Origin of the sequence: Cytobacillus sp. NCCP-133 (assembly GCF_026011715.1) — a bacterium.
GTDB lineage: Bacteria > Bacillota > Bacilli > Bacillales > Cytobacillaceae > Cytobacillus.
The window spans coordinates 94151-106677 of record NZ_BRVM01000002.1 but is presented as its reverse complement, the minus strand read 5'-3'; the positions used below and the strand labels follow the sequence as shown (position 1 = coordinate 106677).

Annotated in this window: 17 protein-coding genes; 4 read left to right on the top strand and 13 right to left on the bottom strand. The window is 38.3% G+C overall.

Annotated elements, in window-relative coordinates:
- Positions 1-142 precede the first annotated feature (142 nt).
- Entirely contained in the window at positions 143-463 is a 321-nt protein-coding gene (locus tag NCCP133_RS04590) for an ArsR/SmtB family transcription factor (protein WP_264803763.1), read from the top strand.
- 25 nt (positions 464-488) lie between these two features.
- Here the strand turns inward: NCCP133_RS04590 and NCCP133_RS04585 are convergent, their stop codons facing one another.
- A complete protein-coding gene (locus NCCP133_RS04585; protein WP_264803762.1) occupies positions 489-1394 on the bottom strand; it encodes a cation diffusion facilitator family transporter in 906 nt (301 codons plus the stop codon).
- Positions 1395-1688: 294 nt separating this feature from the next.
- Here NCCP133_RS04585 and NCCP133_RS04580 point away from each other — a divergent pair, with 294 nt between their 5' ends.
- Entirely contained in the window at positions 1689-2003 is a 315-nt protein-coding gene (locus NCCP133_RS04580; RefSeq protein ID WP_264803761.1) for a DUF948 domain-containing protein, read from the top strand.
- Between the two features lie 26 nt (positions 2004-2029).
- On the opposite strand, the gene NCCP133_RS04575 is transcribed toward NCCP133_RS04580, so the two are convergent.
- Positions 2030-2944 (bottom strand): YihY/virulence factor BrkB family protein, encoded by a 915-nt coding sequence (locus NCCP133_RS04575; protein ID WP_264803760.1) that lies wholly within the window; start codon positions 2942-2944, stop codon positions 2030-2032.
- Positions 2945-3644: 700 nt separating this feature from the next.
- On the opposite strand from NCCP133_RS04575, the gene NCCP133_RS04570 reads away from it, so the two are divergent.
- A complete protein-coding gene (locus NCCP133_RS04570) occupies positions 3645-4538 on the top strand; it encodes a YitT family protein (protein ID WP_264803759.1) in 894 nt (297 codons plus the stop codon).
- 66 nt (positions 4539-4604) lie between these two features.
- Here the strand turns inward: NCCP133_RS04570 and NCCP133_RS04565 are convergent, their stop codons facing one another.
- From NCCP133_RS04565 to NCCP133_RS04520, 10 genes are all read right to left on the bottom strand, one after another.
- Positions 4605-4967: a YidH family protein gene (locus NCCP133_RS04565; protein WP_264803758.1), complete on the bottom strand. Its 363-nt coding sequence runs from the start codon at positions 4965-4967 to the stop codon at positions 4605-4607.
- Between the two features lie 89 nt (positions 4968-5056).
- Positions 5057-5833, bottom strand: a complete 777-nt coding sequence (locus NCCP133_RS04560) for a sulfite exporter TauE/SafE family protein (RefSeq protein WP_264803757.1) — start codon at positions 5831-5833, stop codon at positions 5057-5059.
- A gap of 64 nt (positions 5834-5897) precedes the next feature.
- Positions 5898-6125 (bottom strand): sulfurtransferase TusA family protein, encoded by a 228-nt coding sequence (locus NCCP133_RS04555; RefSeq protein WP_264803756.1) that lies wholly within the window; start codon positions 6123-6125, stop codon positions 5898-5900.
- A 60-nt stretch (positions 6126-6185) separates the two neighbouring features.
- Positions 6186-7310 carry an MBL fold metallo-hydrolase gene (locus NCCP133_RS04550; protein ID WP_264803755.1) on the bottom strand — a complete coding sequence of 375 codons (1125 nt, stop codon included), beginning with the start codon at positions 7308-7310 and terminating at the stop codon, positions 6186-6188.
- 40 nt (positions 7311-7350) lie between these two features.
- Positions 7351-7929, bottom strand: coding sequence for a sulfurtransferase TusA family protein (locus NCCP133_RS04545; RefSeq protein ID WP_264803754.1), 579 nt, complete (start codon positions 7927-7929; stop codon positions 7351-7353).
- Between the two features lie 35 nt (positions 7930-7964).
- Positions 7965-8441 (bottom strand): DsrE/DsrF/DrsH-like family protein, encoded by a 477-nt coding sequence (locus NCCP133_RS04540; RefSeq protein WP_264803753.1) that lies wholly within the window; start codon positions 8439-8441, stop codon positions 7965-7967.
- 318 nt (positions 8442-8759) lie between these two features.
- The gene (locus NCCP133_RS04535) at positions 8760-9059 is read right to left on the bottom strand and encodes a rhodanese-like domain-containing protein (protein ID WP_264803752.1); all 300 of its coding nucleotides are present in this window, start codon (positions 9057-9059) and stop codon (positions 8760-8762) included.
- Between the two features lie 15 nt (positions 9060-9074).
- Positions 9075-9434, bottom strand: coding sequence for a rhodanese-like domain-containing protein (locus tag NCCP133_RS04530; protein ID WP_264803751.1), 360 nt, complete (start codon positions 9432-9434; stop codon positions 9075-9077).
- Positions 9435-9522: 88 nt separating this feature from the next.
- Positions 9523-9783, bottom strand: a complete 261-nt coding sequence (locus NCCP133_RS04525) for a metal-sensitive transcriptional regulator (RefSeq protein ID WP_264803750.1) — start codon at positions 9781-9783, stop codon at positions 9523-9525.
- Positions 9784-9799: 16 nt separating this feature from the next.
- Entirely contained in the window at positions 9800-10081 is a 282-nt protein-coding gene (locus NCCP133_RS04520) for a hypothetical protein (protein WP_264803749.1), read from the bottom strand.
- Between the two features lie 482 nt (positions 10082-10563).
- On the opposite strand from NCCP133_RS04520, the gene NCCP133_RS04515 reads away from it, so the two are divergent.
- Positions 10564-10890, top strand: a complete 327-nt coding sequence (locus tag NCCP133_RS04515) for an ArsR/SmtB family transcription factor (RefSeq protein WP_264803748.1) — start codon at positions 10564-10566, stop codon at positions 10888-10890.
- A gap of 216 nt (positions 10891-11106) precedes the next feature.
- Here the strand turns inward: NCCP133_RS04515 and NCCP133_RS04510 are convergent, their stop codons facing one another.
- Positions 11107-12519 carry a SpoVR family protein gene (locus NCCP133_RS04510; RefSeq protein ID WP_264803747.1) on the bottom strand — a complete coding sequence of 471 codons (1413 nt, stop codon included), beginning with the start codon at positions 12517-12519 and terminating at the stop codon, positions 11107-11109.
- Positions 12520-12527 lie beyond the last annotated feature (8 nt).

Sequence of the window (12527 nt, the reverse complement as noted above, 5' to 3'; positions counted from 1 at the left end):
AGTGTTCCTTATGGAGCTAGACAGTGATCGATGTACAAAATTTTATACTTTCTTATTTTGTGGAAAAAAACCGCAGAGTCAACCTACTCTGCGGTTTCGTTTTATATTAACCAGGATTATAATTGAAATGGAGGTGTTTGCTATGAAGAATGAAAAACCGCTTCAGCCCCCATCCGACTTGGATAAAGAAACTTTGTTCATGGTCTCACAGACGTTCAAAGCTTTATCAGATCCCACCAGACTAAGAATTTTGCATTTATTATTCCAAGGGGAGTATGCGGTTAATGAAATTGCTGATAAGCTTTCATTGCTGCAGTCAACAGTATCACACCAGCTTCGTTTTTTGAAAAACCTTCGATTGGTAAAGTTCCGCCGAGAAGGAACAACTCTTTTTTACAGCCATGACGATGACCATGTCATTAGTTTATTGAAACAGGCTATTGAGCATAGCCAGCATTCCTGAATAAACTTTCCATTATACCGTCTCATTAATTGCAGTTTTCACGATGTCCAGGGCAGCCTTCTCTTTCCCCTTCCACCTGTATGGTACTATGCTCAATGCCATATTCATCATGCAGTACCGATTGGGCTTCATGAAGGATGGTATCATGACTGCTTTCATGCTCAATAACAAGATGGCAGCTTAAGGATGGAAAACCGGAAGTAATTGTCCAGACATGAAGGTCATGGACATCCTTTACGCTGGAAATGCCAAGAAGCTTCTGTTTTATTTCATTCGTATTTAAATGCGAAGGAGTCCCCTCCATTAGAATATGGAAAGATTCTTTAACAACTCTCAAGCCGCTTATTAAAATCAGGATTGCTACAATGATACTGGCAAGCGGATCCGCGATGCCCCAGCCGAAGAAGTAGATCAGCACAGCGGCTGAAATGGCTCCAATTGAACCAAGCAAGTCCCCGAGAACATGCAAAAATGCACTTCTAACATTTAGGTTGTGGTCCTTATCTCCCTTCATTAAGATAAATGCTGCAGCAATATTCACAAGCAGGCCGATAGAGGAAATAATAAGCATTCCCATACTTTGAACGGCAGGTGGCTCAAGGATGCGATGATATGCTTCATAGAAAATATACAATGAAATCAGGAGAAGTGTCATTCCATTTATTGATGCGGCAATAATTTCAAATCTTTTATATCCAAATGTCTTTGAATTTGTCGCCTTCTTTTCTCCCATTTTGATGGCTAAAAAGCTTAATCCGAGTGCAGCTGCATCACTAAGCATATGTCCTGCATCCGAGAGAAGCGCCAAACTGTTGGTTAGAATGCCACCGATAACTTCCACAATCATGAAAGAAGCTATCAGGAAAAATGCCCACATTAACGCTTTTTTATTGCCTGTATGATGATGATCTTGTGATTGGCCGTGACCCATACCTTAACACCCCTTTATATGAATATATGCTCATATATATTATGTATTACATTCCTTTATCGTTCAATGTTTTTTTATGCTTTCCTTTATAGTTAGACTAATGACAAGAAATTAAAACAAAACAAACTTCCTGTAAAACAGACAGCGCTAGGTTTATGCCGGTAAACAAGTCAATTCTTTAATTTATTCAGAGAATTCCCCATAATCATAACGTTATATGAAAAAATATCTGAAGTTAATTTTTTCGATTATTGGGTAAACACTAAAAAAGACAGCTTGAGGAGGTGGATCACTTTGATTATCATTTATGTAAGCCTTGCACTTTTTGCAGCTTCTTTGATATTCCTTGGCATCTACGCAATTAAAGTATATAAGGATGCCAAGCCTGCCATTGAAAGGCTGACAGCCGTAAGTACTGTCATGCAGCTGAAGGCAGATCAGCTTAAATCCGGAATGGACGAACTGAAGACAACACAGCAGGAGATCAAAAAAGATATTGAGTATAAAAAACAAACAGTCAACTTGACAATTTCAGCTTTTAAAGACACACCAAAAAAAATTAAGAAGTGGGGGAATATTAATATACCGTTTATCCACCAGATCAAATAAAACAAGAGGGGAATCCCCCTCTTGTTTTATTTCATAGAAAGTGTTTGATATGCTTCTGCATCTGACTTCCCTTTATCATTTTTATCTTTATCTTTATCTTTATCATTTTTCAAATAGCCGGCCCCCTTCGATTTATGCCTATGGTAAATAGCACTTATTTCACCGCCAACTACAAGGGCCAGCCCTGTCAAAAAGAACCATAGCATCATAACAATTACTCCGCCTAAACTTCCATATGTTGCTGAATAATTTCCGAAATTGCTTACATAAAAGGATAATCCAAGTGATATAAGCAGCCACATAACTGTTGCAGCCAGTGCACCAGGGACAACCTGTTTAAAAGGATAGTGCTTATTCGGGGCAACTTTGTAAAGAATTGCCAAAACAGATACCATGATGGCAAACGCAATGACCCATCTTAAAACAGTAATAAGGACTTGCATACCACTCGAAATATGAATGAAATTTCCTATAAAATTCATAATCACTTTACCGAATACAGGCAGAACCATCGCTATGATCACCGCTACAATCAAACCTAAAGTCAATCCAATTGATATGAGCCTTGACTTAATAAACGTCCTTGTTTCCTTTACATCAAATGCATCATTCATGGCCCTTATAAATGCCTGCATCCCATTCGATGCTGACCATAATGTACCGATGATCCCAAAAGTCAGCAGTCCTCCATTGGGTTTGGTAATAATATTCACTACATTGCCTTCTATAACATTAAATGAATCTGCCGGCATTACAGTCTGTAAATAGGATAATGCTTTTTGGGGATCCAAAGATAGGTAAGGAACAATGGAAATGAGCAGGATTAGTAATGGAAAAATGGAAAGCATATAGTAGTAAGCTTGTTCAGCAGCAAGCCCTGTTGCCCGGTCATTTTTAAATTCCTTTCCGAGCTTCTTCCCAAATTTGATCGCCTTATTCATTGTTTTACCGTCCTCCTTGTCGCTTTTGCGTTTTCATACTAGTTCTTTTCCCCCGGGGAAGCATCTGTAATCATTTTTAGCTGAATTATCAGTTGCATTTCGGAACTTAAGGGATTATAAGAACAACATCAAAATATTTTGATTTAACTATTATTTTTGGCACGAAAGAAAAGGTGCCAATAATTCCTGAGACACCTTTTCCTATTTTTGATATTGGTTATTAACCATTCTTTTCATAAAATAAGCAACTTCATATTTTTCACGTTTAAAGGGTATTCATCTTTTTTGCATTAAAATAGAACAAAGGCTATCTTAACCAAATTAATCCATAAAATGCTATAATGATTTTACAGAACTTTTGAAATTGATATATATGGCTATATGGCCTATTTTGGCACAAGCTGTCATATTAATATATAAAAACAAGATAAGCCTAAAGACGACCATATGCGTTTGACTTTTTATCGCTTGTTAATGGTTTTTTTTTACAACCTTTGATTGAGGCAGGAAGTCGATGAAACATAGAAAGCCATTTTCTTCACAGCCGGGCTTATAAATGGATTATTCAGTATCCTGCAAGCGGAGTATGTCATACGTACCGGCAGACACAAATGGCATGAGGAGCTTCTGTCTGCCATCGGAAATTGAGTAGGAAAGATCAACAGATAAGTTTTCTTAAATAACTAATTGGGGGTCATTTATGAATGTACCGTTAGAATCAGCAGCAGAACAAAATATACATAGGGGGTTAACGAAAGGAAAGCTAGCTAAAAGAATCTTTTTTATCATATTGGGTGCCATTCTAATGGGAGTCGGCATAGAGGAATTTTTAGTTCCCAATAAGATTCTGGATGGCGGAATTGTTGGCATCTCCATTATCCTTTCCCATTTGTCCAGCTGGAAACTCGGCTGGTATATCTTCGTCTTAAACATTCCCTTCTTCTATATTGGATACAAACAAATTGGAAAAACTTTCGCACTCTCGACCCTTCTTGGCATCGCTGTTTTATCCGCTACAACGCTCCTTCTGCACGACGTCCCCGTCTTTACAGAAGACTTGCTGCTAGCTACAGTATTTGGCGGAATTGTCCTTGGAGTTGGTGTAGGCATGGTCATACGGTACGGAGGATCATTGGATGGTACCGAAATTTTAGCCATTCTTGTAAACAAGAAACTCCCTTTCTCTGTAGGAGAAATTATCATGTTCTTCAATCTCTTCATTTTTGGAACTGCAGGCTTTGTTTTCGGCTGGAATCGTGCTATGTATTCCATTCTGGCTTATTTCATTGCCTTTAAAACAATTGATGTCGTCATTCGCGGATTGGACGAATCGAAATCTGCCTGGATTATCAGTGATGTACATGAGGCAATCGGCGAAGCCATTCTTGCACGTCTTGGAAGAGGCGTTACCTACTTAAATGGCGAAGGCGCTTATACCGGCGACGACAAAAAAGTAATATTCTGCGTCATTACCAGGCTCGAAGAAGCAAAGCTGAAAGCCATTGTCGAAGAAATTGACCCTAATGCATTTCTGGCAGTTGCTGATATTGCAGAGGTTAGAGGCGGAAGATTTAAAAAGAAAGCCATCCACTGAAAGGATGCTTTTTTGCAAAGGGTGTTTTTCCTCATGCGAGATCTATTTTCTTCTTAATCTGAAGATTTAAACCAAAATAAAAAACAAATACGTCAGCAAAAAAGCAAAGATCATCACAACAATGCTGGTGACAAAAAAGATTAATGACCGTGATGACGTATAGGTTTGTGTATTAATTCTTTTTCTTATTCTAAAATAATTCATCGTTGAATAGATAAGGATCGTTAAGCCTGTGACAAGCGATAACAGACTTAATGCGATAGCCATTCTATCTGCGAAACCATTTACTCTTTCTGCAGTATTAAAGTGCATGGTTGAAGCAAGGACACCAATTCCAATCACTGCGATCGAGGTTCGGACCCACGCCAAAAATGTGCGTTCGTTTGCCAAGTGCTGCTGTATATATTTCGACTCTTTGGTTTCTGTCATAAAAACTGCTCTCCCCTAAATAAAGTATAAATTTATATTTTCCAGATATTCTGGAGATAAACAAAAAGGGAGCCAAAGCCCCCGTACTTTTACAGAATATCCATCCAGATCTTAATTGTTGTAGCTAAGATAAGCACAGCCAAAATGACCTGCAGAATCTTTGTATTTACTTTCTTGCCTGCCTGTGCCCCTAAGGGAGAAGCAAGTAAGCTGGCAATAATCATAATGGCAGCAGGAACATAGTCGACCTGTCCAGTTGCCACTTTACCAACTGTCGAACCAATTGAGGAAATAAAGGTAATTGCAAGAGATGTTGCAATCGTCATCCTAGTAGGAATTTTTAATACAACCAGCATAATTGGCACTAGTAGGAATGCACCTGCCGCACCAACTATACCAGCACCTAATCCAACAATCAGAGCAAAGAATGCTGCGAGCCATTTATTAAACTTTACTTGATCCAAGGGGATGTCGTCTAAACCCTTTTTTGGCACGAACATCATGATGGCTGCGATGAAGGCCAATACTCCATATACAAGGTTAATGCCGCCTTCAGTCATAAAACGTGAACCGTAGCTTCCGATTAAACTGCCAATTAATATAGCTGAACCCATGTAAATTATTAATGTCTTATTTAAGTATCCGCCTTTTCGATAAGCCCAGACACCGCCGATTGTAGCGAAAAACACTTGTACTGCACTGATTCCGGAAACTTCATGAGCAGAAAAAGCAGCTATACCAAATAATGGCGGAATGTATAAGAGCATAGGATATTTAATAATTGAGCCGCCGATTCCTACCATACCGGATATATATGAACCGATAAAACCGATTAAAAATATGACGATCAAAAAGGTAAAATCCATGTGGCTGTCCCCTCCTTTAATCGACAAAAGGGAGTAAAAAACTCCCTTTCATCATTTCAATATTTTAGCCTTTTTTAACCCAGAACTTTAAAACGCCGTTGTCATCTTCGTGTTTCAAAAGCTCATGTCCAGTTGACTCTGTCCAAGCAGTCAAATCTTTTACAGCGCCTTTGTCTGTTGTATGAATTTCAAGCACTTGGCCAGATTCGATTTCTGCAATTGCTTTCTTTGTTTTTACAATTGGCATTGGGCAAGCTAAACCTTTAGCATCTAGTACTTTAGTTACGTTCATGTTTGAATTCCTCCAATTTTAATCATAGTATTTTAGTTGCAGTATATTTCATCCCAAAAATCATCTGACTGCGCAGCGATTTGGTCCGATTTCCATTTCACGCTGTTTTTCTTCATCCGGACTGATTTTCCCCATATTTGTTTCACGGATTTCCTGATAAGAATTTGGCTGAGGGGGAAGGTTTTCAGAAACTAATTTTCTAAACCCGACTTCGTCTTCGATGTTTAATCCGTGATTTTCAGCGAATAATGTACCAAGCTTTTCTGATACGCTGCCATCTTCATTTAACTCATCAATGATCATGAAGTGTGCAGGCAAAACAACTAATTCGCTTGATAGCTCTTTATAGCGCTTGTAAAGCGTTTCTCTCAAATCTCCAGCCCAGTCACCCGCTTTCCCGGCAAGATCAGGTCGACCGATTGAATCGATGAAAAGAATATCACCTGAAAGAAGGTATTGATCATCTACTACGAAAGATGTTGAACCAATTGTATGGCCTGGTGAATATACAGCTTGAATGCTGATCTTGGTAGATCCAATCAATACTTCATTTCCATCTTCCAGTCGTTTATATTCAAATGTTACTTCCTCAGCATCCTTTGGAGGAAGCCAATAAGAAGCTCCTGTTTTTTCAGCGATTTTTCGTCCGCCAGAGATATGATCTGCATGCAGGTGTGTATCAAAGACATGCTTGATATCTGCATTCTTATCAGCTGCAAAATCAGTAAATACTTCAGTCATTCTAGTTGCATCAACGATTGCAGCTTCACCGTTTGAAATAATCATGTAAGATAGGCAGCCTTTGCCGATGCGGACGAATTGATACATTTCTCCGCCATCCTTCAAGTCGCCTACTTTAACTGGCTCAAGGTGTTCACTCCATGTTTTCATTCCGCCTTGCAGATATGAAGCTTCACGTCCTGCTTCTTCAAGCATATCGGCAACCATTACGGAAGATCCTTCTTTTGCACACACCACTAAAAGCTCTTTATCCGCTGGGATCTTATCAAGAATAGGTTCAACCCCATCAAGAAGATCAAAATATGGAACATTTAAATATTCGAAGTCTTTACCTTCGATTTTCCAATCATTAAAGTCACTTTCATTTCGGACATCAAGGACGAAGAGTTCTTCGTTATTGAAAACCTTTTTCGTTACTTCTTTAGCAGTCATTGCATTTGCCATTTTTATACCTCCTACTGTATTATTTTATTCAAAAATTTTTTTAATTCACTTTTGTTTCAGTTGGCCCGTTCCACTCAGACATTCCAGGTACAACATTCGTTACGTTTGTGAAGCCTTTTTCAGCTAATGTCTGTGACGCCATATCACTACGGCTTCCTGTACGGCACACCACATAGATTTTCTTATCCTTATTCAATTCGCCGATGCGCTCTTCCAGTTCGCCGAAAGGAATTGATACAGCGTTTGGAATATGGCCGAATGCAAATTCAGCAGGTTCTCTTACATCAAGAACGACAACATCTGAATTGGATTCAAGCTCTTTTTTAAGCTCTTCATTTGAAGCAACAGTCTCAAATTTTACAGCTTCTCGCTCTTCATTTGCACTAGCTTTGCGGATATAGTGCTTTAGCACATCCCCCTCTTCGATTGTTCCAAGGTATTGATGACCTGAGCTTTTTGCCCATGCCTGGATATCAGCCTTTGAACCTTTATCTGTTGCAAGAACCTCAAGTACTTCACCAGGGTTTAATTCATTGATCGCTTTTTTTGTTCTGACAATCGGCATTGGGCAAGCTAGGCCCTTTGCATCTACAGTAAAGTTTGTTTTTAATGATTCCATTAATAGTCCTCCTATCGTGTATTTCGAAATTTTAATCATATGAATAAGTTGACATTACCATCTTCTGCATCCGCCAGGTAAGCAGCTACTCCGGCAAAATCAACACCATCAATAATTTCATCTTGTTTGAAACCAAGCAAATCAACAGTCATTTGGCAGGCTACAAGCTTTACATCCTGTTCCTTCGCCATTTCAATCAGATCTTTAACAGGCATTGTGTTATGCTTTTTCATGATGTCTTTAATCATCTTAGGACCCATACCGGCCATGTTCATTTTTGACAGACCCATTTTTTCAGGACCTCTTGGCATCATTTTTCCAAACATTTTTTCCAGAAATGATTTGTTCACTTGAATCGGTTCATCTTTTCTAAGAGCATTCAATCCCCAGAATGTGTGAAAAATCGTTACCTCATGATCGTAAGCAGCTGCACCATTTGCAATAATGTAAGCTGCCATAACTTTGTCATAATCACCGCTGAAAAGAACAATCGTTGTTTTTTTCTTTTCCATTTGTTCTCGTCCTCCCTTTACCCTAATAGGTATATATTTAATCAATAAAAATCCTTGTTTATTTTATTTTTAATGTGTAAATAGTGTAAATACCATATGGAGCATTAATACCTTACAGGGTATATACTATCTTATATTAGAGCATCTGTCAACATGGTTTGTCATTTAAATTTTCGATAAAGAGGAGAAAACATTCTCCTCTTTAGTTTCTAAATTAATGTGTGTGATGAAGTGCGCAGCGGTTTGGCCGGATTTCACTCATTAGGTATATTTTGATTAAAAAATATTACATTACAGTCCCTTGTGACAGAAGCTTATTTATTTATCAATAGGGCCTTCCCAATTCATCATGCCTCCAAGCATATTGATGACATTAAAACCTTGACTTTCAAGAAAACGTGCGGCTAATCCGCTGCGGTTGCCTGATCGGCAAACCATCACATACTCTTTTTTTTTATCCAATTCATGCATTCGGAATTCAATTAAACCAAGTGGAATATGAATAGCTGAAGGAATCTTTCCTTCTTTTACTTCATCGACTTCCCGTACATCAATCATGTTTAATTGTTCTCCAGCAGCCAGCTTTTGTTCTACTTCTTTAACAGTCATTGTTTTCATCTTAAATCCTCCCCATTATCTCCAGGCGCTTACTCCGCCCCTGATATTTGTAATGTTTTTAAATCCAGACTTTTTAAGCATTTTTGCAGCTTTGCTGCTTCTCATTCCGCTTTGGCAAATGACAACTATCTCTTTATCTTTTGATAGCTGACCCATCTTCTGATGAAGCTGATGAAGCGGTACGTTCACAAATCCAGGAACATGGAAGCCGTTAAATTCAGCTGGTGTTCTCACATCAATATACTGCTTGTTTTTATCTCTTAGATTATTTTTTAGCTGAGCCGCAGTCATTTGATTAATGCCCTTCACAGGGATCAGTTTTTGAACCAGAAAGATAATAAGCAGTGCAATAATTATGCTGTTTACAATAGTCATTTACCTTGCCTCCAATTTTTGCTGTTAGTTTTCTAAATACCTAATAGGGTATATATTAATTTAAATGAAAAGAGATGTCAACTACCTTTTATCTGCTTTTAACAAGTAAGTTGACAGCCTCTTCAATCATGCTGGAATGCTCATTTCCATTCTCCGCGTTCTCAAGGATGCATTGTTCTAGGTTAGAGCTGACAATAACCGCAATTGCTTTATCAATCGCTGAACGGGAAGCAGTTAATTGAGTAATAACAGATTTGCAGTCTTTTTCTTCGTCCATCATTTTTAATATGCCTCTTAACTGCCCCTCGGCTCTTTTAATTCGATTTTTAGTTTTTGCATCATATAGCATTTTCTTCACCCCATTTTTATTTGGTGCATTGGCATTCAGGCATGGAAAACCCCACTACTTTAAAGCCTTTTTTGCGAAGCATCCTAATTCCTACATTTTTCTCCAATGGACTGGAAGCAACCAGGTGAATCTGGCTATGTGGTATTTCTTTAATGTGCCTATTGATATAGGGAATCGGAAGTTTGATCGCGCTGGGAATTTCACAATGGCAGGAATCATTATAGTCCCTTACATTAAGCAGGATTGTTCCTTCGTTGGGACTGCATTGGTCCAGGCTATAGCATGGTATATTTTTCACTGGGTAATATCTTTTGAACAACGGGATTATAAGTAAAAGCAAAGTTAGTAAAATATACAGCATTATAATCTCCTCTGCGTTAATAATAACTTACATCCCATATTCTATACCCCTTAAGGTATTATGTCAACAATTAAATCAAATTTTTTTATAAAGAAAAACACCCAAAACTGGGTGCCTTTCTTTCCTTTTTACAAGATATATTTACCTATCACTATTATATTGCCAGGCTAGGCTCATTGAATGATCATTTGAACCTTTGAGGATTGCCGGAGCTCTTTGCACTTTCCTTCTTAAAGCCAAGATTAATTGCCGGCTAGCTGTCTCTTACCTACAACCCTTTGTAAAGTAACATTTTTTTAGTGCTTCTGTAAATCTATCTCCGGAATAAATCAATATAAATTGATTTATAAAGTTGCATTTTGCCGCTAATGGAAGTATAATACATTTTATCAAAGGAATTTGATGAAGGAGGATTCAACATGGATAATATGATTCCTTTAAAAGATACTTCTTTAGATGAAACTTTTTCTAAGTATGAAGCTAAATTTAAGGCTCTTGCTGACCGGAAACGCCTTCATATATTAAACCTGCTATGCAAGCAGGACTCCAGCTGTGTTTGTGATTTAAGCGGTCTTATCGAAATGCCACAGTCCAAACTGAGCTACCATTTAAAAATTTTATTAGATGCAGGATTAATTTTAAAAGAAACAAAGGGAACATGGAGCTACTATCGGATCAATCAAGAGGAAATTAATCACCTGCTTTCCCCTGAGTTATGCTGTTTATTTAGACCTAGCTGCTGCTGAGGAGCATTCATTTCAGGCTTTAGTTGTATGACTAAAAAACTGTTCAAGTCCGCTTGAACAGTTTTTTCTGGTTAAATTCATTAATATTGCAAATGCTCTATACCCCTTCTTTAACTGTGTATGCAATGCAGAGGTTCCCGCGCCTCCGAAAATTTATCACTTGACTTCACACTGCCCAAAAAACGGGCCGCATCAAGTGTGATTTGACAATGCTCATTATAAATATTTTCTATGAATACTCTTACCATCATAAGTGAACAGCATGTTTTTCCCTTCCACAATGGTTTCCATATGGACACTGCGCCCCCATAGCTGCTGAACATATGGAAGAACTTTTTCAAGGTATTTGAGGTCAAGTTCAACACCTTCAAACCAATGCTTTAAGCACAATTCTCCATTTTTCATGTAATCACCATCATTAACGGTCAAATATGGAAAGCCGCCGTTAACACGCATACTGACAAGCTGATCCCGAACATGCTCCCATTGCTTATCTACGATTTTATAATCTTTCCCCTGTTTTTGGAAAAGGTACATATCTTCTCTCATAACAAGATCTTTTGTAAGGTAATTCCTCAAAAATGAAATATCTGATTCAATCTCCCTGACTTCAAACATTTTTTCTCTTCCTGAGCCAGGTTCTACTCCGCGCCGTTTCATTTCTTCTGTGGGGTTATTGTATCTTTCCTCAATATCCTCGAAAATTTTCAGTCCAAGATAATATGGATTTATGCCAGTTCTTGACGGCTGAACAACCCCAGCATTCAGCTTGGCGAACTCTAGTGCTTCCGCAGAAGTCAAATCCATTTCCCTTAAAATCCGCTGATGCCAATACGATGCCCAGCCTTCGTTCATAATTTTCGTTTCAAGCTGCGGCCAAAAATAGAGCATTTCTTCTCGCATCATTGTTAAGATATCTCTCTGCCAATCAGTAAGTTCCCTGCTGTAGCTTTCTATGAATAAGAGTAAATCCTTTTCAGGCTTTGGCGGGAATTTCTTTTTCTTTTTCTTAGGTTCATCCTTCTTATTTCTTTCATCAAGACCCCATAAATCATCGTAAGGACTTGGAGCTGCCTGATTTCCGCTGCTTTCATATTCATCTTCCGTACTCCAGGCAAGCTTCGGCCTCATTAGGGAAGGATCAATATGCTCTTCGATCGCGAGTACTGCATCAAGGAACATTTCAACCTCTTTTTTCCCAAATTTAATTTCATATTGCCTGATTCTCTCAGCGGTTGCAGCCATGCTTTCTACCATATCTCGCTTGGTATTTTGAAAGCGGACATTATTCTTAAAGAAATCGCAATGTGCTAAAACATGAGCAACAATTAATTTGTTTTGGATGAGCGAATTGGAATCAAGCAAAAATGCGTAGCATGGATTCGAATTGATAACCAATTCATAGATTTTAGATAAACCCAAGTCATAATGAAGTTTCATTTTATGAAATTGCTTGCCAAAGCTCCAATGCGAAAACCTTGTTGGCATTCCATATGCACCAAACGTATAAATAATTTCTGCGGGACAAATTTCATATCTCATCGGGTAATAATCCAATCCAAAACCGTTTGCAATCTCAGTAATTTCCTGAATGGCATATTCCAGTGATTGATTAACCTCTTCTCGCATTGCCACTC